General features: G+C 57.4%; 21 protein-coding genes. 5 read left to right on the top strand and 16 right to left on the bottom strand.

Going from position 1 to position 20,990, the window contains the following annotated elements; all coding sequences use genetic code 11:
* Positions 1 to 106: 106 nt before the first annotated feature.
* Genes H4J77_RS01510 through H4J77_RS01500 form a run of 3 tightly spaced genes read right to left on the bottom strand, consistent with a single transcriptional unit; the run spans position 107 to position 2,622 of the window.
* Positions 107 to 826 (bottom strand): extensin family protein, encoded by a 720-nt coding sequence (locus tag H4J77_RS01510; RefSeq protein ID WP_310734912.1) that lies wholly within the window; start codon positions 824 to 826, stop codon positions 107 to 109.
* Between the two features lie 3 nt (positions 827 to 829).
* Positions 830 to 1,639, bottom strand: a complete 810-nt coding sequence (locus tag H4J77_RS01505) for a metallophosphoesterase (RefSeq protein ID WP_123888351.1) — start codon at positions 1,637 to 1,639, stop codon at positions 830 to 832.
* The gene (locus H4J77_RS01500; protein WP_123888352.1) at positions 1,636 to 2,622 is read right to left on the bottom strand and encodes a diacylglycerol kinase family protein; all 987 of its coding nucleotides are present in this window, start codon (positions 2,620 to 2,622) and stop codon (positions 1,636 to 1,638) included. Before H4J77_RS01500 ends, H4J77_RS01505 begins: the two co-directional genes overlap by 4 nt.
* 238 nt (positions 2,623 to 2,860) lie before the next feature.
* On the opposite strand from H4J77_RS01500, the gene H4J77_RS01495 reads away from it, so the two are divergent.
* Positions 2,861 to 3,400 (top strand): cytochrome b, encoded by a 540-nt coding sequence (locus H4J77_RS01495; RefSeq protein WP_123888353.1) that lies wholly within the window; start codon positions 2,861 to 2,863, stop codon positions 3,398 to 3,400.
* Between the two features lie 27 nt (positions 3,401 to 3,427).
* Here the strand turns inward: H4J77_RS01495 and H4J77_RS01490 are convergent, their stop codons facing one another.
* The 7 genes from H4J77_RS01490 to H4J77_RS01460 all read right to left on the bottom strand — a co-directional run bounded on the left by H4J77_RS01490 (position 3,428) and on the right by H4J77_RS01460 (position 10,446).
* Positions 3,428 to 4,735, bottom strand: coding sequence for a diguanylate cyclase domain-containing protein (locus tag H4J77_RS01490; protein ID WP_182246735.1), 1,308 nt, complete (start codon positions 4,733 to 4,735; stop codon positions 3,428 to 3,430).
* Positions 4,736 to 4,898: 163 nt separating this feature from the next.
* Positions 4,899 to 5,666, bottom strand: a complete 768-nt coding sequence (locus H4J77_RS01485; RefSeq protein WP_123888354.1) for a phosphatase PAP2 family protein — start codon at positions 5,664 to 5,666, stop codon at positions 4,899 to 4,901.
* Positions 5,667 to 5,704: 38 nt separating this feature from the next.
* The gene (locus H4J77_RS01480) at positions 5,705 to 6,469 is read right to left on the bottom strand and encodes a triacylglycerol lipase (protein ID WP_218565705.1); all 765 of its coding nucleotides are present in this window, start codon (positions 6,467 to 6,469) and stop codon (positions 5,705 to 5,707) included.
* Entirely contained in the window at positions 6,447 to 8,318 is a 1,872-nt protein-coding gene (locus H4J77_RS01475) for a diguanylate cyclase (protein ID WP_182246734.1), read from the bottom strand. Before H4J77_RS01475 ends, H4J77_RS01480 begins: the two co-directional genes overlap by 23 nt.
* A 135-nt stretch (positions 8,319 to 8,453) precedes the next feature.
* Complete coding sequence (locus tag H4J77_RS01470) at positions 8,454 to 9,278, bottom strand: hypothetical protein (RefSeq protein ID WP_182246732.1); 825 nt, start codon at positions 9,276 to 9,278, stop codon at positions 8,454 to 8,456.
* A gap of 186 nt (positions 9,279 to 9,464) precedes the next feature.
* The gene (locus H4J77_RS01465; RefSeq protein ID WP_158611234.1) at positions 9,465 to 9,623 is read right to left on the bottom strand and encodes a hypothetical protein; all 159 of its coding nucleotides are present in this window, start codon (positions 9,621 to 9,623) and stop codon (positions 9,465 to 9,467) included.
* Between the two features lie 142 nt (positions 9,624 to 9,765).
* Positions 9,766 to 10,446 (bottom strand): hypothetical protein, encoded by a 681-nt coding sequence (locus H4J77_RS01460; RefSeq protein ID WP_123888357.1) that lies wholly within the window; start codon positions 10,444 to 10,446, stop codon positions 9,766 to 9,768.
* A gap of 125 nt (positions 10,447 to 10,571) precedes the next feature.
* On the opposite strand from H4J77_RS01460, the gene H4J77_RS01455 reads away from it, so the two are divergent.
* Complete coding sequence (locus H4J77_RS01455; RefSeq protein WP_123888358.1) at positions 10,572 to 11,111, top strand: DUF3087 family protein; 540 nt, start codon at positions 10,572 to 10,574, stop codon at positions 11,109 to 11,111.
* Positions 11,112 to 11,132: 21 nt separating this feature from the next.
* Here H4J77_RS01455 and H4J77_RS01450 read toward each other — a convergent pair whose 3' ends face one another.
* Together H4J77_RS01450 and H4J77_RS01445 are read right to left on the bottom strand one after the other, a co-directional pair.
* Positions 11,133 to 11,447, bottom strand: a complete 315-nt coding sequence (locus tag H4J77_RS01450) for an antibiotic biosynthesis monooxygenase (RefSeq protein WP_123888359.1) — start codon at positions 11,445 to 11,447, stop codon at positions 11,133 to 11,135.
* A 196-nt stretch (positions 11,448 to 11,643) separates the two neighbouring features.
* Positions 11,644 to 13,821: a malate synthase G gene (locus H4J77_RS01445; protein ID WP_182246730.1), complete on the bottom strand. Its 2,178-nt coding sequence runs from the start codon at positions 13,819 to 13,821 to the stop codon at positions 11,644 to 11,646.
* Positions 13,822 to 14,004: 183 nt separating this feature from the next.
* Between H4J77_RS01445 and H4J77_RS01440 the strand changes: the two genes are divergently transcribed.
* Positions 14,005 to 14,937, top strand: coding sequence for an alpha/beta hydrolase (locus H4J77_RS01440; RefSeq protein ID WP_182246728.1), 933 nt, complete (start codon positions 14,005 to 14,007; stop codon positions 14,935 to 14,937).
* A 65-nt stretch (positions 14,938 to 15,002) separates the two neighbouring features.
* On the opposite strand, the gene H4J77_RS01435 is transcribed toward H4J77_RS01440, so the two are convergent.
* On the bottom strand, positions 15,003 to 15,749 hold the full coding sequence (locus H4J77_RS01435; protein WP_182246726.1) for a DUF2059 domain-containing protein: 747 nt from the start codon (positions 15,747 to 15,749) through the stop codon (positions 15,003 to 15,005).
* A gap of 65 nt (positions 15,750 to 15,814) precedes the next feature.
* On the opposite strand from H4J77_RS01435, the gene H4J77_RS01430 reads away from it, so the two are divergent.
* Both H4J77_RS01430 and H4J77_RS01425 read left to right on the top strand, forming a co-directional pair.
* On the top strand, positions 15,815 to 16,600 hold the full coding sequence (locus H4J77_RS01430; protein ID WP_310734910.1) for a 2OG-Fe(II) oxygenase: 786 nt from the start codon (positions 15,815 to 15,817) through the stop codon (positions 16,598 to 16,600).
* 67 nt (positions 16,601 to 16,667) lie between these two features.
* Positions 16,668 to 17,147 carry a DUF523 domain-containing protein gene (locus tag H4J77_RS01425; RefSeq protein ID WP_182246724.1) on the top strand — a complete coding sequence of 160 codons (480 nt, stop codon included), beginning with the start codon at positions 16,668 to 16,670 and terminating at the stop codon, positions 17,145 to 17,147.
* A 6-nt stretch (positions 17,148 to 17,153) separates the two neighbouring features.
* Here the strand turns inward: H4J77_RS01425 and H4J77_RS01420 are convergent, their stop codons facing one another.
* The 3 genes from H4J77_RS01420 to serA form a co-directional block, all read right to left on the bottom strand.
* Positions 17,154 to 18,095 carry a response regulator gene (locus H4J77_RS01420; protein ID WP_182246722.1) on the bottom strand — a complete coding sequence of 314 codons (942 nt, stop codon included), beginning with the start codon at positions 18,093 to 18,095 and terminating at the stop codon, positions 17,154 to 17,156.
* Between the two features lies 1 nt (position 18,096).
* The gene (locus H4J77_RS01415) at positions 18,097 to 19,401 is read right to left on the bottom strand and encodes an ATP-binding protein (protein ID WP_182246720.1); all 1,305 of its coding nucleotides are present in this window, start codon (positions 19,399 to 19,401) and stop codon (positions 18,097 to 18,099) included.
* A 223-nt stretch (positions 19,402 to 19,624) separates the two neighbouring features.
* Complete coding sequence (gene serA, locus H4J77_RS01410; RefSeq protein WP_182246718.1) at positions 19,625 to 20,854, bottom strand: phosphoglycerate dehydrogenase; 1,230 nt, start codon at positions 20,852 to 20,854, stop codon at positions 19,625 to 19,627.
* Positions 20,855 to 20,990: the final 136 nt, after the last annotated feature.

Genomic DNA, 20,990 nt, shown 5'->3' with positions numbered 1-20,990 from the left:
GGCAGGCGAGAAGGGCGCTCAGTTTAGCGGTTAGGCATCCGCTGAAACAATTGTAGCTACCGCAACAGACTGATCCAGCTCGCCTGCGGTGAGCTTCGCAAAGCGGTCAGCGACAGTAACCAAAGTTACTGTTGTCGAGGTGGAAATGATTGGCATGCGGGGCATTGTAGTCCGGCCCGAGGACAGTGCCGAAATAATCACAGGCGGCGTCATGTACGTCATGCAGGAATGCTGACTTGTTTGCTGCGCTTTGATTATTCCAGTCCTTGAGGACGCTGACCCGCACGCCACTTTGGGTAGTAAAGCCGGCGATATCGAAGGCTGCCGCGCTAGCGTGCTGACTACGGCGGGCGTTTTTGCGGTGATAAATGTTGCGGCAAGCAAAGGTGCCGAAGTGCTGGATGCGGCTGATGGACTCACCAAAATGTTGCTCTGCCAGTGGCTGCAGGCGCTGGCGCTCGAACATAAGCCAACTGACGGCGACCGGACAGGTCAGGGTGAAAGGTGCACTAAAGCGAACGCCCGTGCGCTGCACGCGCACTACGTTGCTCAGTGGGCAGCCGGCGACCGGCGTGTAGTCCTCAAGCGGCATATGCTGCAGGGCGTCAGGCTCGGCGCTGTTGAGCAGCGCCAGACAGTGCTGGGGCGCACTTTGCAGTTGGTGCATTTTCCAGCGAGTAACCGGGGTGATGGCATCATCCAGGCTCAGCGGCGTACGCGGGTTCCAGGCTGATGGCAGCGTCCACCAGGGTTGCAGTAGCGCGAACAGAGTCAAAAGTAAGAGCAGGCAGAACAGGGCTGCAAAGCCGGATTTGAATAAACGCACGTGTTAACGGCTCCGGTACAAAGCCAGATCAGTTTCGCTGAATAACTGGAACTCGTCCTCTTGCTCAGCATAATCCCAGCGCTCAACGCTGCACTGGTGGCGTCCCTCATGGCACTCGTGCCTGATCAGATTGACCGAGTTGGGGATGCTACCGCGCACGCGTTGCGATACGGCGGTGCCGGCCTGTGCTGTCCAGCCGGTACGCTGCGTTTCCTGCCCGCTGAGGGGGCGTATGTAAGGCAGGTGAATATGCCCGGCCAACAGCAGGTCCATGCCAGCATCAATCCATTCGGGTACTGCTTGCGCGCGACCAATCAGCAGGTTGGCCTGGTCGGACGCTTCGATGGCGCTCACGGGATGGTGCTGCATCACGACGCGTAACTGTCCCGGATTGGCCTGCCTTAGCCGCTTGGCTACGCGCGCTATCTGCTCCGCGCTCACTTCGCCGTTCTTGTGCCGGGATGGTTTGGTTGAGTTGACGCTGATCACCAGCAGGTGCTCGGTGTCGAGTACGGGTTCCAGTTCTTTGCCGAATGCCGCTTGATAGTTGCGATATGGATAAAAAAGGCGTGCCACTACATTGAGGATCAGCGGGATGTCGTGATTACCGGGCACGGTCAAAACGGGCGCCGGTAACTGGTCGGTGAACGCCTTGGCGGCAGCAAATTGGCCTGGCCGTGCTCGCTGGGTAATGTCGCCACTGAGTAGTACGTGGTCCGGCGCCTGTTGCCTGGCCAAGCGCAGCAGTGCGTCCGGGACGCTGTTTTGTTCGGTACCAAAGTGCGGGTCAGAGATATGCAGTAGGCAGGTCATACGCGCTCCCGCAGTAACTCATTGCGTGGCACCAGCAGGGGTAGATAGTCCTTGGGCACATGAAATTCCAGGGGGGCGCGCAAGCGAAATATCTCACCGTCCATTGCCACCTTGATTCGTCGCCGTGTTGGCCCCAGGCGGACTGTCATTTTGCTGAATCCGAAGCTGATCAGGTTGTCCGCTTCGCCCATGCGGCTGATAAGGCCGCGCGCTACCAGGCCGTAAAGAGCCAGGGTGCTCAGCGGTTTTGCCGTCATGGCCACCAGGTGATCGCGCTGTAGCTCAACTTGCTGATCAACCCCTATGTGTTCTAACTGTAGTGCGTTGTTGCCAATGACGATGGTCTGCGTTTGCAGGGAGCGTGTACTGCCTTCGAAATCGAGCTGCACCGAGAGCTGGCGATGCGCGCGGAACAAGGTGACCAGAGCTGACCACAAGGCAACCCAGCGGCTGCGGCCATAGCGCTGTTTATAGGCCTCACGGTCTTCCAGCAAGGTTGGATACAGCCCCAGGCTAGCGTTCACCAGGAATACTTTGCCGTTCAGCATGCCAACCTGTACGGGCTCAATTACCGAATCAAGCAGGTTTCGAGTGGCGGTTTCAGTATCCTGTGATATACCGTAGGTACGTCCGAAGTAATTGAAAGTGCCCTGCGGCAGAATACCGAAGGGTAAGCCAGTGCCCAGTACCGCATTGCTGACGGCATTCAGTGTTCCGTCACCGCCGGCAGCAACCACTACCCCCTTATTGGCGCGCGCCAATTCAACTGCTTGCTTGGCTGCTACTGCCAGGTTGGCGCCACCCTTTACTTCTATCAGCTCGAATTGCCGACCAGCGGCATTCAGTACTTGTCTGATGCAGTCCTGTACTTCGCTGCCCTGATGTTTGCCCGAGCCGGTATTGAGCACGATATAAAAGGTTTCGTCACCGCGCAGTTGGGGCTGGGGCGCAGCAGGGCGTGAGTCGGTAAAGTTCCGCGGCATTCCATTACCCTGAGGTGGTGGACGCCAGACAGTCTTGCCTGTCGGCGCCAAAGAAATTGAGTCGCTAGTGTTGCTTAGGTCAGTCAAGCAGCTGATGGTTCCCTTGCCGCTTGGCTGAGTGTGAGGGGCGGGGGATGTGAGCAATCGCTTTTGAGCGATTAGCGGAACCTTAAGCAGAAGTTAAGCTGCTGAGCATAGGCTTGGCAGCACATTAAACCAAGACAGGGAATTTCTGATCATGACACCCGCTCCAGCCCGTTATCACCGCTTGAATATCAGCCTGCACTGGCTGATGTTGTTATTGATCGCTGCGGTTTATGCCTGCATCGAGCTAAGGGGTAATTTTCCACGCGGTAGCGATACCCGTGACTTGCTAAAACATCTGCATTTTGCGCTGGGTATGTCGGTGTTTGTGCTGGTCTGGCTGCGACTACTTGGGCGTGCCCTGTTCAAGGCTCCGGCAATCCAGCCAGTGCCGCCGCAATGGCAGACTCGTGTTGCCGGGCTGATGCATCTGGCGTTGTACGCGCTGATGATCGGACTACCTTTGCTCGGCTGGCTGATACTAAGCGCGAGTGGTAAAACGCAGATTTTCGACTGGCTCACCTTGCCTTCGTTGTTGGCGCCGAACAAGGCGTTGGCTGGCGACTTGAAGGAAATTCATGAGTGGGGCGGCGTAGCGGGCTACTGGCTGATTGGTTTGCATGCAGCGGCAGGCGTCGCCCATCACTATTTCTGGCGTGATAACACTCTGACGCGAATGTTGCCGGGCAAATAGACAAGGGTTGCTGGCAGAGTGAGCGGCTTACTCTGCCAGTGCATAGCGGTTACCGCCCTGTTGTTTGGCGCGGTACATTGCCTGGTCTGCGCGCTTGAGCAGGTGTTCCGAGCCTTCGGCGGGGGTCAGGTTTACTGCGATGCCGATGCTGGTGCCGCACTGTACCTCGTGGCCGTCCAGATGATAGACAGCGTTTAGCTTATTGCAGACTTTTTCGGCGACCTGGCAGGCGTCTTCTTCGAGCGTAATACTTTCCAGCAGCAGCACAAACTCATCGCCGCCCATGCGCGCGACCGTGTCGGCTGCGCGCACGACGCTGCGCAGCCTGCTTGCAACTTCCTGTAGTAGCAAGTCGCCAATCGCATGGCCCATGCTGTCGTTGATCTCCTTGAAGCGGTCCAGGTCGAGAAAAAGGAGTGCTATTCCGCTGCCCTCGCGCTCTGCGCGGCTGCGCGCCATTACCAGTCGATCGTTTAACAGTGCTCGATTGGGGAGACCGGTCAACTGGTCATGGTGTGACAGAAATTGTAGCCTGGACTGCATCTGCACACGCTGAACGGCGGTGGCTATCTGCGTGGAGACATATTGCAGTAGTGCGCGGTCCTCTTCGCTAAAAGTAGCGCCGCCCGCTTGACGATGCAGAACCAGTGCACCAAAGGCGGTTTCTCTGGCCAGCAGTGGCACGCCTAGCCAGTTGGCCTCGGTTGTGTCGGTTTCGTCGCCAGCGGTAAATAGCTGTTGCTTGCCATCCGCGATGGTTCTTGAAGCCAGCTCAGTTGGGGTTAGATTGCTGTCACTGCCGTGATAGCGAAAATGAATCTCGCCGCTACCGGGGTCGTGCAGCGCCAGGCTGAAAATACTGACGGGGAGTAGCCGGTCAACAATCTGATGGACGTGACTGCACAGCGTATTCAGATCCTCAGCGTTGTTGGCTGCTTCTGAAATGGCGTATACCGCCGACTGCATGACTTCGTATTGTTTGCGTTCAGTGATGTCGCGCGCGACGGCGATACGTAATTGGTCTTCTTCGGACCAGCGCGACGACCACATGATATGGACGACGCTGCCATCCTTGCGCAGGTAGCGATTTTCGAAGTGCGGGATCAACTCACCGTTACGCACGCGCTGCGCCGCCAGCAGGGTGGCATCAATATCGTCCGGGTGAAGCAGCCCCAGTATGTGGCGCCCGATCAGCTCGTCCTGGGTATAACCGAAAATGCGTTCGCACGCGGCGCTGATGTAAACAAACGTACCATGCTCATCGACCATGCAAACGGCATCAAGCAACATATCGACAAGATGGGGCGCAGGCGGCATCGGAATCTTTGAGTTCATAGTGGCGGCTTACGCATTATGCATGAAACAAGGCCTATTGATTTCGGCTTGGAAGGATGTCCGTATCCTGATGTTATGATGGCATTATAGTCATGTTACGACGGTTAGTCGCTCAACTTTACACTGAAGTGGCGCGCTCTTGGCGCGCATTGTGAACGCAAGATCAATTCTCCTGACTTTGCTCGTTCACCCCGGGGATGCGCCTTTCTGCGGGCCTTATGGCATTAAACGTGAGTTGCAGCAGTATGGGCACAACCGTGCCGAGGCAAGCTGCAACCAGCACGTCGGTTGGCCAGTGTACGCCCAGCACCAGGCGTGATAACGCCACCAGCGCTATCCATAGGCCTGCCAATATGATTGCTGGCAGGCGCGCCGCTGGCCAAAAGCTAGTCGCGCACAGAGCCAGCGCGGTGGCGCAGGCTGCGGTCCCCATGGTATGACCGCTGGGAAAGCTGTAGCCCCAATACCACGCGGTATCCCAGAGTGCCGGCCGCTCGCGCGCGACTGCCATCTTGATCAGGTAGATCAGTAATCCACTACTGATCATTGAGGTCGCCAATAAAAGCGCTTCGCGGCGGTGACGAGCAACGAGCAATACGGCGGTAAGTACTGCGCCGAGCGGTGTCAGGAAGTGCGAAGACCCCGCCAGGGTGACCCATTGGAAGAAGGTGACGGTCGTGGCAGAGGCGTGCTGGTGAAGAAACTCGAGGATCGCAATATCCAGCTCACTGGTTTCACCGCCTAGCACCTCTTGGCTGACCTGGATTGCGATCACCGATAAGGACAGCAGCAACAGCGTTACCGCTCGCCTTTCCTGTAAGCGGGTGTGCCAATGGGGTCGCCGCCAGCGCGCGTAGCTCAACAAGCTGAAGTAAAGCAGTGCGATGCTCAGGAGCACCCCGCCGAAGTCGATTAGGCTGTCTGTCAGCATGCTGGGCCTTGTTGTTTGAATGATGTTGCGACGTGATATTAACGTACCGAGGCGTGTTCTGAATGGTTGAATTTGCCGTTGGCGAGAAAGTGCAGCGTCTGCGCGATGACGTCGGGTGCTTGCATAATGAAGGTATGGGTGACAGGCAAGCTGATGTGGTCGGTCATACCTTCGAGTTTGGTACTTTGTACTGAAACCTTGCCATCATCCGGGTCGGGCAGCATGGTTGAAAGAATCAGGTTGATACTTTGGGTGCCGGCAATAATGCCCAGACTGAAGTTCGGTTGTCCCAGTTGCTTGGGTACGTCTTCAGCTCCGGTGCCCAGTTCTAGTCCGGCAGGACCATTTAACCAACTGAAACCGGCTACATCGGCAAGATTATCAACCACCTCACTGCCCTGATTTGGCGGTGCCAGCATCACCACGTGGCCCAGCTGGCCAAGCTCGTGCTGCGCCAGATAATAACGTACCAGAATACCTCCCAGCGAATGGGTAACGAAGTGCACGGTGACGTCCGGTGCGCAGGCTTGCAATGCGGGTGGTATGGCTATCTCGGCTAACCTGGCTACGGCAAAGTCGCGTGACGGGTAGTTGAGGTTGACCACCTGATAGCCCGCCTTATTGAGCGCCTCTTGCATATCGTTCATGGAGTTACTGGTACGCGCGAGTCCATGCAGGAGAACAACACATTCGCTGGCGCGCGCCTGCGCGACGGCAACAGTGCACAGCACGATGATGACCAGCAAGCGCAATCCGAATCGCAAGGTAGGCATTTGCAGCTCAGATAGTTGGCTTTTCGTCATACATGGCTCTATCGGCATGGTTGAACAGCAGCGTTGCGTTGGCTGCATCGTCTGGATAAAAGGCGGACCCAATACTGACGCCCACGCTCACTGTCTCTCCACCGCTCAGCACAATCGGGGTGCAGATCGCTTCTCGTATCTTGGTATGCAGTTTTGGCAAGTCAGCGTGATCGCCAACCGACTCAAGCACCAGTATGAACTCGTCGCCACCCATGCGCGCTACCACGTCAGTGGCGCGCACTGATGCGTTTAGCCGCCTTGCTATTTCGACCAGCACTTCATCGCCGGCCGCATGACCGAGTCTGTCATTGATATTTTTGAACCTGTCCAGATCTGCAACCAATAGCGCGAAGCGTGTCTGGCGTCGATCAGCACGAGCTTGTGCCTCCTGCAGTCGCTCAGCCAGCAGCGAGCGATTGCCAAGCCCGGTAAGAGGATCATATTTGGCTTGCTGTTCCAGTAGTTGCTGGCTTTGTTGTAATTGCTTGTTGGCCTGCTCGAGTTCGAGTGTGCGCTCGGTTACTCGTGCTTCCAGCAGGCGCTCGCTTTCGCGGACGTTCTCCAGCATCTGCTGACGAATGTGCAGGCTTAATGCTTGCGCTTGGTCGCGTGAGTGCTGAATGTCACTGATCCGATCGGCGAGTGCCAGCGATAGCAGCAACATCTCGAGTCCAGAGCCAATAGCTAGCGCGTTCGCAGTTAGTGCATTAGACGGCAATATGCCGAGATTGTGCAGTGAAATAACGGCTACGCCGGACAAAAAGGATACCCAGGCAAGGACGAAAAAGCGCGCCCCCGGCTCTTTGAAGTAAAGACTTACTGCGCCCAGAAGAAAGGCGCTAGCCGCGAATAGCAGGGAAATCAGATTCACCGCAACGGCGGCCAGATGGTAAGACCAGAATATCGCGCAGATAGCGGTCGCCGCGTAGGCGCAGCTGATCGATGGCATCAGCCACTGCAAATGAATACGCCGAGGCGTTTGTGCTAAAAAGCGCTGCACAAACATGGCGCCAAAAAAACCGGCCGCAGCAACGGCAGTGGTAGGGGTCAGATTGGTAAGCCACGCATTATCTGGCCAGATGAACTGCCCAACCAGTCCTGAAAGCCCGGCCTGGCCGATTGCCAGGCAGCTGATAAAGGCGACATAGATCAGGTATAGCGGGTCGCGCAGTGAGAGGTAAAGAAACAGGTTGTAGACCAGTAGAGCAAGCAGCAGGCCGTAGTAGACGCTCAGCATTGAGTAGGTTAATTGGTCCTGGTGCCAGAGCGCATAGGGTTGCCATAGGCTGACCGGCGCAGCCAGCGTGCCTTCTGAGGCGACACTCAGGTACAGGATGTAGTGGCTGTTCGGTTGTAGTTGTAACTCGAATACATGATTGCGGTGCTGGATGGGTTTGGCGCTAAAGGCGATATGGTCGCCAGAGTGCTGGTGTTGAAAAGGTTCTCCTTCGCGGGCCAGGTAGAGGTCAACATCGTCCAGTGAGGCATGAGCTACTTCCAGCAGCCAGGTGGTTGGCGTATCGCTGGGTGTGTCCAGCTCTGTGCGTAACCAGATTTGTGCCTGGGTCAGGCCAAAGTTACTGGCTTTGGCGCTACTGCTGGCGGGAGCGAAAGCCTGTCGGGAGTAGGCGAGTTGGGCGCCATGCAGATCGGTGGGGGAGCCTTGATGCTGATATACCGACAGTTGCGGTGACAGATTGATATGTGGCTTTGATTCCAGCTCATAGGCTTTTGCGCCGGTACTGAGCAGCAGTGCCAACAGACAGCAAGTCAGCATCAGGCAAAATGTGGGCAGGCTGCGATAACGGTTGGGCATAAGAGTCCGTTTGGTGCTTTTTTTGTCATCCATGCATAGGCACCCAGTTTGCCTTGTGGCAGCAGAGTGCGTTGACCTTCAGTGTAACGGAGCTTGAGCAGACTGGCGAAATTAGCTGCGAGTCCTCCGTCAGTGACTGGCGTGACTTATAGCAAACGGGTTATTGCGCTAAAAGGTGTAGGTTTCGTGCGCCTTGGTGGGTTCCAGTATGGCGGGCGCGGTGGGTGTCGGCTTACTCGGGGGTGGTGATACCGACTGCGGCGCTGGCGCGCTGACGGCGTACTGGCGGAGCGTATTGCTCCATAGCGTCCCCACTTCGCCCACGAAGTGATCGAAACTGGCGGCTTCTGATTCGACTCGGGCCCGGTCCACGGCGTCGGCGCTATCCCACACGCTGGTGCGTTGCTCATTGCGTTCGGTCGCCTCGGCTACGCCATAGATATAACCAGTCCGCACGTCGACCAGCAGGCCCGAGGTGGTTGAAGATACAAAGGCTTTCTTGCTGGGCAGGAAGCCCAGTGTGATGGCAGTGAGAGGCCCCAATGCCTTGCCTTCAACGTGGAAGGCGGTATCGATCGAGTAAATCAGCAGCATATCGGCCTTCAAGCGCGCCGCTGACAGTCGCAGATCCTTGATGCTATCCAGTTGCTCGGGTAGCAGTAGTCGGCCTATTGGGGCTACACCGGCAATTCTATCCATGCTCGCCAGCGTGCTGAAGTCGGCTTCGTCTTCAATGTCGCGGGTGGTTACGACGCTGTAGCGGCCGATACCATAGCTGTCGGTAGTTCGTGAGCTGTAGCCGGGAGATTGCACTCGCGCTACGGCAAGGCGAGCAGGGAACCTGGCGGCAGGCTCGACCGCCATGAGTTCGGCGATGTCACCATCGCCAAGCGATGGAATATTGACCCCGCCAGCAGGCGTTGTATAGGTGGCGCAGCCTTGGATAACGGCAAGGCAAAGCGTCAGGGCGAGGGCGGGCAACTGGCGAAACATGATGGTAGTCCTGATTGAATATGACTAATCCAGCTCGCGTCTATAGGAGTGGCGTGAGCTGGATGATGAGCAATAAAGAGTGTGCAAGGGCGCACGGCACATTCGCGGCGCGATCCTGGTTCGCTACGCGAATATTCGTAGGCGAATCTTATCCTGTTGCCCCCCGGCTACCAAGGGCCAGATAACTTAATTGGGGGCAAACAATTTCTCGATCAGATCTTCTCGCAGCTGCTCGGGAGCGCTTTTCCCTGCGATGCCTTCAGCGAGGATCAGGGGTTTACCTTCCTGGCTGAGCTGCAGCCTGAAGAGCTGGATCACTCGACCCTTGTGGTCGGTGCTGCTCATGCTGCTTTGGAGTGCCAGTTGATCTGGCTGCTTTGCGGCCTGTTTTCCTTGCGCTCCTGACTGACATCCGTGATTCCTTGGTTTGGCGGCGTGGCAGTAAGCGATTAATGGCAAGTCGCTCTGAGATCAGCCCGGCAGATATTTAACGCAGCGCTTTGGCGTTTAGTTGAAACGAGTCGATAAAGTCGCGGATGCGTTGCTCTGCCCCTGGCGTGGCGCCTGCCTGATCAGGTTGTGGGCGGTTGATCCAGATAAAAGCCGCGTTATCGCCGCGTTCCAGGTAGTAATAGCTGTGCCAGATATCCACTTCATCGGCCGTCATACCCAGCGCGCTGCGCTGCGGGATGTGTTGGCCGAAGGTCGCGCTGGTCGCTGTTACACCACTGATTTGCTGGTCCTGCAGGGTGATAGGCTCCAGCGTTGTATTGTAGCGTTCCTCAAACAACTCAAAATACTGGGCGGTAGCCTGGCGGTAAAGCTCGCCCTCCGCGGGTATATTGCCCTTGAACAGGTGCACGCGGTAAACCTCGACAGGGGCTGCCGAGGAGGTGAATTGTACTTGGCTTTCGCTGATATCGAAGGACTCGGCAATGTGCATGCTGCGATAGCTGCCAGTACCGGGTCGGAAGGGCGCGTCAGCCTGGAAGCTGTTGTCCGCTGCGCGGTAGTGCCCATTGTGCAGCTTGCCGGTTATCACGCTGTTGACCATCTGCTCGGTTTCGCTTTGATCTGCTTGCTGTATTGCGCAGGCGCTTAGCAAAAAGGCCAGGCAGGTGGTCGTCAGCAAGCGCAAGCTGAATGAGCGGAGGCGATAAATAGGCATGAGCAGACCATGTTGTAGTTTGGGTTGGAGGGCTAAGTTCAGAGTACAGTATAGCGGGCGCGCAGCTGCCTTTTGCATTCGGACTGCGTACACTGCAGCGCAGTGATAAAGCATAGAGGTATAGCATGGCGATTCTATTTGAAATTGAACAGCGCGATCCGGTGGTTTATCGCCAGCAGACGCGTAAAAGCACGCTGGTGGTCATTTGCCTGTTTGTCTTGCTGGCGATGTCATTATCCGCTCTGTTGGTGGCTTTGTTTGGGCAGCCAGAGGTGAGTAATTTCAAGTGGAATCTGACCGGGGTGATTTTGGGCCTGACGTTGACTGCGCTGATTGTGCGCTATGGGCTGTGGCATCTTGAGCTGATGCGGCCAGCTGCCTATGGCTGGGGTTTGAAGCGCAGTCTGATGCGGATTACCAATATCATGCATCAGGTCAAAGATGGTGTGGCAAGTAATCATCCAGCTGCTATGCAGTTACTGCGTTTCTATCATCTTGGGCTGCTGGAGATGCATCGCCTGGACGGCAACACCAGCGCGCTGGAAGATCTGGTGGCGGAGCGTGAGCAACTGGCCCAGGCCATGCAGACGCAGGGGTTGGCCAGCGACTGTTATCAATTGCACAGCGAGTGGCTGGAGTCAGTCAAGGCGTCAGCGCGCGCTTGAGCTAGCCAAGTTAGTGCAAGCTCAAGAGGCGGGTGGTATGACCCGCCATTCTGGATCTTCAAATTCGCCAATCAGCCGGATATCGCAGTAACGCGAAGCGCCTTTGATGATGCTGGCGATCTCCGGGTTCGGCTTGCCCTCCATAGCGTCGCGATTGGCCTTGCTGTCCCAGTGGGCAATGGCGATCAATGTGCGCGGATCCCCTATCTTGCGATGAAGCTCTGTGCCCCGCGCACCCGGCGCCTGCTGAATCAGCTGGCTGGCGCGAACCCAGGCCTCGGCGTAATCCTCAGCCCGGTAGCCCTCCTTGATCGTTACCTCGAAAATAAATTTCATGCGAGTGCCTCCTGTTGCAGTAGGGCGCTAGTGAACCTGGCATTTTGCGTTGTGTTAACAACACCCCTATTGCGCACCACCGTAGCAGCGACGTTTTTCTTTGTCGCGGCCAATAGCCTTTTGCTGTTCTTTATTGCCTGTCCCAAACCAAAAGAACCCGGCTCAAGGCCGGGTTCTTTTTATCGCTGCGCTGTGCTTACAGGCCGAACTTCGCCTTGAACTCACGGCGACGGCGATGCAGAACCGGCTCGGTGTAGCCGTTTGGCTGCTTGGTCCCTTCAACACAGAGTTCAACCGCTGCTTGGAAAGCTACGCTGTCATCAAAGTTGGGTGCCATCGGCTTGTAGGCCGGATCGCTTTCATTCTGACGATCAACAACCGCCGCCATGCGCTGCATGGTTTCCATCACCTGCTCTTCACTGCAGATGCCGTGGCGCAACCAGTTGGCGATATGCTGGCTGGAGATACGCAGAGTAGCGCGGTCTTCCATCAGGCCCACATCGTTGATGTCCGGCACCTTGGAGCAGCCTACGCCCTGGTCGATCCAGCGCACAACGTAACCGAGGATGCCCTGGGCGTTGTTGTCCAGCTCCTGCTGAATATCTTCCTTGGACCAGTCGGTGCTGGCGGCCAGCGGAATGGTCAGGATGTCATCGACAGAAGCGGGGGTGCGTTTGGCCAGTTCGTCCTGACGCTCGGCAACGTTAACCTGGTGATAGTGCAGTGCGTGCAGGGTAGCTGCAGTCGGTGAAGGTACCCAAGCAGTGTTGGCACCGGCCATCGGGTGGCCGATTTTCTGCTCCAGCATGGCCGCCATCAGATCGGGCATGGCCCACATGCCTTTGCCGATCTGGGCGCGGCCCTTGAGGCCAGTGGCCAGGCCGATGTCGACGTTGTTGTTTTCATAGGCGCCGATCCAGACCGCACCTTTGATTTCACCCTTGCGAATGAAGGCGCCGGCTTCCATGGAGGTATGGATTTCGTCGCCGGTACGATCCAGGAAGCCGGTGTTGATGAAGACAACGCGCTCGCTGGCTGCCTTGATACAGGCTTTCAGGTTGACCGTAGTGCGGCGCTCTTCGTCCATGATGCCGACTTTCAGCGTGTTACGGGTCAGGCCCAGCAGGTCTTCCACGCGACCGAAGATTTCGGTGGTGAAGGCCACTTCCTCTGGTCCGTGCATCTTCGGCTTAACGATATAGACCGAGCCGGTGCGGGTGTTCTTGCGGCTGGTGTTGCCGTTCAGGTTATGCATGGCAATCAGGCTGGTGACAACGCCGTCCATGATCCCTTCTGGTATTTCATTGCCTTCCTTGTCGAGGATGGCGTTGTTGGTCATGAGATGACCAACATTACGAATGAACAGCAGAGAGCGCCCGTGCAGGGTAAGGCTGGAGCCGTCGGCCTGGGTGTACTCACGATCGGGGTTCATGGTGCGGGTAAAATTGCTGCCACCCTTGCTGACTGTTTCAGCCAGGTCGCCTTTCATCAGGCCGAGCCAGTTGCTATAGACCACGGTTTTGTCGTCAGCGTCGACAGCGGCAATAGAGTCTTCGCAGTCCATGATGGTGGTCAGCGCGGACTCCATCAGTACGTCTTTTACGCCCGCAGCATCGGTCTGGCCAACATTGCTGGTCGCGTCGATCTGGATTTCAAAGTGCAGGCCGTTGTGCTTGAGCAGTACAGCGGTGGGCGCGTCTTCGGCGCCGTGGAAGCCAACAAACTGAACTGGCGTTTTCAGGCCTGTACTGTTGCCATCTTTCAGGGCAACAGTGAGCTGGCCATCCTTGATCGTATAAGCCGTTGAATCGACGTGGGAACCTTTTGCCAGTGGAGCTGCCTGATCGAGGAAGCTACGAGCGAAAGCGATGACCTTGTTGCCACGGATTTCGTTGTATCCTGGCCCTTTGGTTGCGCCGCCTTCTTCGGAGATGGCATCAGTACCATAGAGAGCGTCATACAGCGAGCCCCAGCGGGCGTTGGCAGCGTTCAGCGCGAAACGTGCATTCATGACCGGTACCACGAGTTGCGGACCTGCCATTATGGCGATTTCGTCGTCTACGTTCTCTGTGGTGGCATGGAAGTCTGCAGGCTCGGGTAACAGGTAACCGATCTGTTGCAGGAAGGTTTTGTAGGCAGAAGCGTCGTGGGGTTGCCCCTTGTGCGCGTGATGCCAAGCGTCAATTTGCGCCTGAAAGTCATCGCGCTTGGCCAGCAGGGCCTTGTTTTTGGGTGCCAGGTCGTTGATCAGGGCTTCAAAGCCAGCCCAGAAGGCAGTGGCGTCAACGCCGATGCCGGGGATAGCTTGCTGGTTAATGAAGTCGTGGAGAACCTTGGCAACTTGCAAACCGCCAACTTGGACGCGCTCTGTCATTTTGAAAACCCTCACTCTGCTAACAACCTGCGCGCTTTGCGCATCAGGACGTGGAATTTGGAGAGGCAGCATGTTACACGATGATCGGTTGCAAATCATGCTCATAACGTGGAATTCTGTGTGGCCGCGCGGCGTCAAGATCGCTGGTGCGGGCGCGTATCCCTTTTTCTGACTGGACACTTAATGGACCAGGCTTTTATTACTTCCTTTGTCGACCAACTGCCAGGCCTTGAGCCGGGGCGGGCGGTGGACGCGGCTGCGCGACGTTATGCCGGTTACTACGGTATCGATTTCAGCGAGCGTTCGGCACAGCATCTCGGCCGTATTGAGGTGGACGGTTTCAGCGTTGCAGTGCAGGTCTGGAAACCGCCGGTGGCGCGCGGCACCCTGCTTATTCTGCATGGGTACTATGACCACATGGGGCTGTATCGGCATTTGATCGAGTGGGCGCTGGAACAACGGTTTGCCGTGTTGGCCTTTGATCTGCCCGGTCACGGCTTGTCCAGCGGCGAACGCGCCAGTATCGATTGCTTTCTGCGCTATCAGAAAGTGCTTGATGGCGTGCTCGAACAGGCGATGTTGTGGGAGCTGCCAGCGCCCTGGCACATGCTCGGTCAGAGCACGGGTGGGGCTATTCTGATTGATCGCCTGTTGCACGGGCCCTTGCCGCAGGAGTTGGGCCAAACCATTCTAATGGCGCCGCTGGTTCGCCCCAGGCAGTGGGGTTTTTCGCAGATGGGGCTACGCCTGCTGGGCGGCTTTGTGCAACAGTTGGGGCGTAAATTCACCGATAATTCCAGTGATCAGGCGTTCCTGGATTTTATTCGAACACATGATCCGTTGCAGCCGCAGGTGTTGCCGGTGGCCTGGGTGCAGGCACTTGAGCGCTGGATTCCGCGTATCGAGTCGGCCGAGGCAGTGGGGCATCGGCCCTTGATCATTCAGGGGCAGGACGACGGTACGGTAGACTGGCAGCACAATATCCGCATACTGGAAAGCAAATTTGCTGAACCCGATACGCTTTATCTGCCTACCGCAAGGCATCATTTGGCCAATGAAGATTTAAAACTCCGTGAGACATATCTGGCTTGGCTAGCGCCGCGCTTAGGCGGCTAGGGGCAGGCTCGAAAAAGAAAAAGGGGCGCTTTGCGCCCCTTTTTTTGTGGTCTAAATGCTGACAATCAGGGGTTCAGAGCATCATGCGCCGCTGCGTTGGCGGCCTTGAAAAAGGCGCGGCCGTTGTCGGATTCGCTCCAGTCTGCGTAGCTTTTTAACTGGTTGTCATCCAGGTCACGATAAACGTAAAGCAGCGTTTGCGGCAGGTTTGGCTCCATCTGTGCGCGCAGTGCGCCGCGTTGCTGTGTCGCCAGTCCATCAGGAATCTGGAACAGGCCGCCCAGTATCTGGTTGGCGCTTTGCGTCGCCATGTTGGCCAAGGCCATGGACACTTCTTCGCCCATGTCCAGCGCGGGTAGCTGGCTGCCCAGTCGATCTATCATGGCTTGGCGCTCGGCACTGACCTTCTGCAGGGGTACCCCATTTTGCATGGCGCTGACTTCTGCGGGGGAGGTTGCGCGCGTTTCGGCAGCGACGACTTGCTGGCCTATCTCGCTCCGGTAAAACGTCAGCGCCTGTTCCAACTCGTTGTCGCTGAGGTTGACCTGCATGGTGGCAGCAGCGCGCGCGTGCATCCGGTCTGGCTCGAAGCGCGCGGTGCTCTGGCGCATGAGGTTGTCGGCCACAGCGGCGGGTAGCTGCGAAGCGTAACGCTGTTGGGCTTTTTTCAATGCCTGTTGAAAGTGCTCCTGATGCGTTTGCATGCCGGAGAGCTGATACAGCTCGTTGGTGTTGGCGAAGGCCGGAATGCTGAGTGCCAACAGGCCGCTCATTAGGGTTGTTCGAGCGGCGGAGAACAGGGTGTGACGCATAGAAGCCTCTTGTAATGACGAGCGGGCGTCTGCCCGCGCGGAAAAAATCTTGCCAGAGTGTAACCATGACATACAATGCCCGCGCCCATTTTTGTTGGGGCGCGTCGCCGTCCGGCAGCGCGCAATGGAATGCTGGCGGTGGTGTTGGTTGGGCGTTTGCACTTTTCGGTGCGGGCTCGCGGCAAGCCGTCGTATCCAGTTCGAGTGTCACAGCCATGTTCGAGTTCCCCGAGGTGCCGGTCAGCCGCTTTGAGCGGATAGCAGACGAGTTGGCTGAACGCGGCTGGTCCGTACAGGAGCAATTGCTGCCCGAGGCTTTGGCCCAGGCCCTGGGGAGTGAATGCCGGGCGCTATGGCAGCAGGCAGACCTCACTCCCGCTGCGATCGGCCGGGGTGCCGAGCAAGTAGTGGTTCCGCGTATTCGGGGTGATTACACGCGCTGGTTGGATGATTGCCCCCCCTGTGCGGCCAATACGGCTTACCTGGCACTGATGGCTGAATTGCGTAGTGTATTGAATCGTAGCCTGTTTCTCGGGCTCGACAGCTTTGAAACCCATTACGCGCTTTACCCGCCAGGTGCCGGTTATCAGCGGCACCTGGATCGTTTTGCTGATAGCCCGCTCCGCACCATCTCTGTAGTCTCCTACCTGAACCACGCCTGGCAACCGGGCGACGGCGGTGAGCTGCGCCTGCATCTGGACGCAGGTATGCAAGATTTCGCACCGCGGGCTGGCACGGTCGCTATATTTACCAGTGCCGATATTGAGCATGAAGTGCTGGCGGCTGCGAAGGAGCGGGCAAGTCTGGCGGGCTGGTTCCGCCGTCGGCCCGACAACCCGCTGCTGCGTTGACGGTTTTGCTGCGACCCCGCGCCGACTGCACTTTGGCGTTGATGTGCGTTGAATTCAGGGGGCTTTAATGGAGAAGATTCTGGTCAGTCGCTGTCTGCTTGGCCATCCGGTGCGTTATGACGGTGGTGGGTTTGATCCGCAGGCGCAGTTGCTGCGTTGGCAGGACGAGGGGCGGGTGGTGGCGGTCTGTCCTGAAGTGGCAGGTGGGCTCCCGACCCCAAGGCCGCCCGCAGAGATTCCGGGTGGGCAAGGCGCGATGGTACTCGACGGTCTGTTACCCGTGCGGACAATTGAAGGCCAGGACGTTAGCCGCGCTTTTGTCAGCGGCGCTGAACAAGCTGTGCAACTGGCCGCTAGCCAGGCTATTCGCTTCGCGCTGCTCAAGGCGCGCAGCCCTTCCTGTGGTAATCACGAAAATTACGATGGCAGCTTTACCGGTACCCGCGTGAGAGGAGAGGGCGTTACTGCCGCCGCGCTGCGCCGAGCGGGTGTGAGGGTCTTCAATGAGAGTGAAATAGAGCAGTTGGCCACGCTGCTCGGCGAATAGGGGTGCTTAGGCTGTCAGGCGTTGCCGCAAACGGCCGAGCATGCCCATAAAGTTGTTCACCCGGCTCTGTTCTTCTTCAGCGCGTGGCGCCTCGGCTTGGCGCAGCGATGGCGCGTGGGGTTGCCGTCTTGACTCAGCCACCTGGGTCACTGCGGTCTTGATCGCACGCTCCAGCATGCCGCGGCGAACCGGCTTGGGCAAATAGCGAAATATTTGTGCCTGGTTGATCAGCTTTAGCAGCAGCTGGGTGTCCTGGAAAGGGGTTACCACGACAGTGAGTAGTTGCGGGTGAGCCTGCGCCAGGCTCATTAGCAGTGGCCGCAAGTCGTCGTCACCCAAGCGAATATCGCTAAGTAAAATGTCGATTTCGTCTTCGTTAAGTCTGGCCATTGCGCCGTCCAGGCTGCTGACCGCCTGCAGCCCAACACCCAGTCGCGCACAGATGTCCCGGCTTAGTTGCAGGGTTTCGCTGTCGTCATCGATCAGCAGCAGGCGTATCCGTTTTTCCTCCACTAAGCTTGCAGGTTCTGGCGCAGCGACAGGGTTGCGCTTCAGGTAACGTCGGCGATGGCGCACTATTTCTGCCGCTTGTGCCAGGGTGTTGGCAAGATCCTGCTGGTCCCACGGCTTGGTCAGGTAGCGGAAAATGCCGCCACTGTTGAGGGCGTCGACGGCGGCGTCCAGGTCAGAGTAGCCGGTCAGCAGAATGCGCAGGCTATCGGGGTAGGCGTGCTGTATCTGGCTGAGCAGTTGGCTGCCGGTCATCTGCGGCATGCGCTGATCGCTGACGATGATGTCGAACGTATCACCCGCCAGACGCTCCATTACCTTTGCCGGATTGGTCTCGGTGGCGACCTGATACTGGCGCCGAAACTGCAGTGCCAGACTGCGCAATATGCGTTCTTCATCGTCCACAAACAAAATGCGTACTGCGTCATTGTCGTTCATTTCAGGCGCTCCGTTGCAGAGAGGACGGTTGGCTCAGTGGCAGGCTGATGACAAAACGGGTACCGCGACCAGGTTCAGAGGCAAAGCGAATAGTGCCGCCGTGCTGCTGTACTATTTTGTAGCTGATCGCCAGTCCTAACCCGGTGCCTTCGCCCACCGCCTTGGTGGTAAAAAAGGGGTCGAAAATACGCTGCTGGATGTCGTTCGGGATGCCTGCACCGTTGTCCTGAATGGATAGATAGGCGCAGCGCGTATCGGCCCAGCTTTTGATTAAAATCTGACCGCTTTTGGTCATGGCCTGCGCGGCGTTGTTGAGAATGTTCAGCAACACCTGATTGATCTGGGATGGCGTGCAGGTCAGTAGCGGCAGCTCACCTAGCCGGGTTGTCACCAGTGCCTTGTCTTTGAGCGCGTTGCGTGCAATGACCAGCGCGCTGCGCACGCAGTCGTTCAGGTCGATATCCTCGCTCATGGCGCGGTCGAGGCGGGCAAAGTCCTTCAGGCTGACCGCCAGCTCGCCGATCTGCTCAAGCCCGTACAGAGTGTCTTCCAGCAGCGGAGTGAAGTCTTCTTCAAATGTGGCGGGTGAGGCTTGATCAGTCGCCTGCTGTACCCGAGAAAATATCGCCTCGACGGTGTCGGTCGGAGTCGCCGGGTCTTGCAAACACTGGCTTAATTGCGCTTGCGCCGCGGCTAGCTCCAGCAGTGGCTGAACCAGGTCGCGCAGCAGCTGGACATTGTTTTTCACATAGCCCAGCGGCGTATTCAGTTCATGTGCAACACCCGCTACCATCTGGCCCAGCGAGGCCATTTTTTCCGATTGGATCAAGTGTGCCTGTGAATTTTTCAGCTCCTGCAGGGCGCGGCTGAGTGCCTGGTTGCGCTGGTCTACTCGGCTTTCCATCGCCTTGAGCAGGTCCAGTACCGTCCCCAGTCCCTGATAACAGCCGTGCTTATCGACCAGGATAAAGTCTTCGGTAATGGGGTATTGCAGCTGCGCGGTGACGATACGTGCCGCCTCATCGAGTGAGGTGTCGAGCGCGATCACCAGGGATTCGGGGTTGACCGCCTCGGTGACCGAGCGCTTACCCCAGAGATCACGGCCAAAGCGCTGCATAAAAATATCCTGCAGGCGGTAGCGGCTGATCAGACCTAGCGGCCGACCTTGCCTGTTTACCACCGGCAAGGAGAGAAATGCCTTGTGGCTAGGTTGCAGCAGTTGGTCGGCTACATCGCTGATGGTCATCTCGGGGCTCAATGAGCCTACGGGTTTGATCAGCGCGGCGAGGGACTGGATGCTGGACATGGTCTGGCTTCGGTTGCCGGGTTGAAGCGTCATTCAACCAGCGCGAGGTTTCCAGCGTATGACAGTGAAGGGCTCTGTTTTGGGAATCCGGGGTATCAATGGATTAACTTTCAGCGCGCTACTGCCTGCGGGCCAGCCCCGCTCTTGCGCCATAAAAAAGGGGCGCGACCGAAGTCGCACCCCTTTTCAAGCATAGCCAGGCAAGCCCGGCTATAGGCTTCGCTTAGAACAATACGCGGACGCGAATAGTGCCCTTGACCTGCAGGATCTTTTCAAACGCCAGATCAGAGTTGTCGGCGTCAACGTCGACTACGACGTAACCGACTTTCTCGTTGGTCTGCAGGAACTGACCACAGATGTTGATGCCATTGGCGGCAAACACGCTGTTGATTTCGCTCATGACGCCGGGCACGTTCTGGTGAATGTGCAGCAAACGGTGCTTGCCCGGATGCGAAGGCAGCGCCACTTCCGGGAAGTTGACCGAGGTGATGGACGTACCGTTGTCGCTGTAACGCACCAGCTTCTCGGCCACTTCCAGACCGATATTGGCCTGAGCCTCCATGGTGGAACCGCCAACGTGCGGGGTCAGAATGCAGTTCTGGAACTCGCGCAGCGGGCTGATAAACTCATCACCGTTGGCCCGTGGCTCAACCGGGAACACATCAATGGCGGCGCCGTTCAGGTGCTTGTCGCGCAGGGCGGCGGCCAGGGCGTCGATATCAACTACGGTGCCGCGCGCGGCGTTAATCAGAATGCCGCCTTGCTTGATTGCGCGGATTTCCTTCTCGCCCATCATCCACTTGGTGGCGGCGGTTTCCGGTACGTGCAGGGTGACGATGTCAGCCATGCCCAGCAGCTCAGTCAGTGAGCCAACCTGAGTGGCATTGCCGAGCGGTAGCTTGGTGACTACGTCGTAGAAGTAAACTTGCATGCCCAGGCTTTCGGCCAGAACCGACAACTGCGTGCCGATTGAGCCGTAGCCGATGATACCCAGCTTCTTGCCACGAATTTCGTAGGAGTTGTTTGCGCTCTTCATCCAGCCGCCTTCATGGCAGGCTGCGTTCTTTTCAGGAATGCCGCGCAGCAGCAGGATCGCCTCGGCCAGCACCAGCTCGGCTACCGAACGGGTGTTGGAATAAGGCGCGTTGAATACGGCAACGCCCATTTCCATGGCGGCATCGAGATCAACCTGGTTGGTGCCGATGCAGAAACAGCCGACCGCGACCAGTTTGTGGGCGTGGCTGAATACCTCAGCAGTGAGCTGGGTGCGCGAGCGCAAGCCGATGAAATGTGCGTCGGCAACGGCTTCTTTTAGTTGCTCTTCTGGCAGTGAGCCAGAGTGATACTCGATATTGGTGTAACCGGCTGCCTTCAGTGTGTCGACGGCAGTCTGGTGTACGCCCTCGAGGAGCAGAAACTTGATTTTGCTTTTGTCCAGCGAGGTTTTGGCCATGGTGTCAGTTACCCGAATGCTGTTTGAGATGAGCCGAGCAAAACCTTCTGCGATTTAGTCCGACAGAAGTGTCCTGTTTCGGAAGCCGCGTATGCTAGCATAATCTGCCTTTTTTGATGCCTGTCACTGCATGAAA

Origin of the sequence: Pseudomonas sp. 5Ae-yellow (genome assembly GCF_014077575.1) — a bacterium.
Classification (GTDB): domain Bacteria; phylum Pseudomonadota; class Gammaproteobacteria; order Pseudomonadales; family Pseudomonadaceae; genus Halopseudomonas; species Halopseudomonas neustonica.
Note: the sequence above shows the minus strand (reverse complement) of the source record. Positions and strands in the feature narration are given on the sequence as shown.

Coding starts and splice junctions, on each gene's coding strand:
- H4J77_RS01505 (WP_123888351.1), bottom strand. CDS start 1,639: ATGACCTGCCTACTGCATATCTCTGACCCGCACTTTGGTACCGAACAA.
- H4J77_RS01500 (WP_123888352.1), bottom strand. CDS start 2,622: ATGCCGCGGAACTTTACCGACTCACGCCCTGCTGCGCCCCAGCCCCAA.
- H4J77_RS01495 (WP_123888353.1), top strand. CDS start 2,861: ATGACACCCGCTCCAGCCCGTTATCACCGCTTGAATATCAGCCTGCAC.
- H4J77_RS01490 (WP_182246735.1), bottom strand. CDS start 4,735: ATGAACTCAAAGATTCCGATGCCGCCTGCGCCCCATCTTGTCGATATG.
- H4J77_RS01485 (WP_123888354.1), bottom strand. CDS start 5,666: ATGCTGACAGACAGCCTAATCGACTTCGGCGGGGTGCTCCTGAGCATC.
- H4J77_RS01480 (WP_218565705.1), bottom strand. CDS start 6,469: ATGACGAAAAGCCAACTATCTGAGCTGCAAATGCCTACCTTGCGATTC.
- H4J77_RS01475 (WP_182246734.1), bottom strand. CDS start 8,318: ATGGATGACAAAAAAAGCACCAAACGGACTCTTATGCCCAACCGTTAT.
- H4J77_RS01470 (WP_182246732.1), bottom strand. CDS start 9,278: ATGTTTCGCCAGTTGCCCGCCCTCGCCCTGACGCTTTGCCTTGCCGTT.
- H4J77_RS01465 (WP_158611234.1), bottom strand. CDS start 9,623: ATGAGCAGCACCGACCACAAGGGTCGAGTGATCCAGCTCTTCAGGCTG.
- H4J77_RS01460 (WP_123888357.1), bottom strand. CDS start 10,446: ATGCCTATTTATCGCCTCCGCTCATTCAGCTTGCGCTTGCTGACGACC.
- H4J77_RS01455 (WP_123888358.1), top strand. CDS start 10,572: ATGGCGATTCTATTTGAAATTGAACAGCGCGATCCGGTGGTTTATCGC.
- H4J77_RS01450 (WP_123888359.1), bottom strand. CDS start 11,447: ATGAAATTTATTTTCGAGGTAACGATCAAGGAGGGCTACCGGGCTGAG.
- H4J77_RS01445 (WP_182246730.1), bottom strand. CDS start 13,821: ATGACAGAGCGCGTCCAAGTTGGCGGTTTGCAAGTTGCCAAGGTTCTC.
- H4J77_RS01440 (WP_182246728.1), top strand. CDS start 14,005: ATGGACCAGGCTTTTATTACTTCCTTTGTCGACCAACTGCCAGGCCTT.
- H4J77_RS01435 (WP_182246726.1), bottom strand. CDS start 15,749: ATGCGTCACACCCTGTTCTCCGCCGCTCGAACAACCCTAATGAGCGGC.
- H4J77_RS01430 (WP_310734910.1), top strand. CDS start 15,815: ATGACATACAATGCCCGCGCCCATTTTTGTTGGGGCGCGTCGCCGTCC.
- H4J77_RS01425 (WP_182246724.1), top strand. CDS start 16,668: ATGGAGAAGATTCTGGTCAGTCGCTGTCTGCTTGGCCATCCGGTGCGT.
- H4J77_RS01420 (WP_182246722.1), bottom strand. CDS start 18,095: ATGAACGACAATGACGCAGTACGCATTTTGTTTGTGGACGATGAAGAA.
- H4J77_RS01415 (WP_182246720.1), bottom strand. CDS start 19,401: ATGTCCAGCATCCAGTCCCTCGCCGCGCTGATCAAACCCGTAGGCTCA.
- serA (WP_182246718.1), bottom strand. CDS start 20,854: ATGGCCAAAACCTCGCTGGACAAAAGCAAAATCAAGTTTCTGCTCCTC.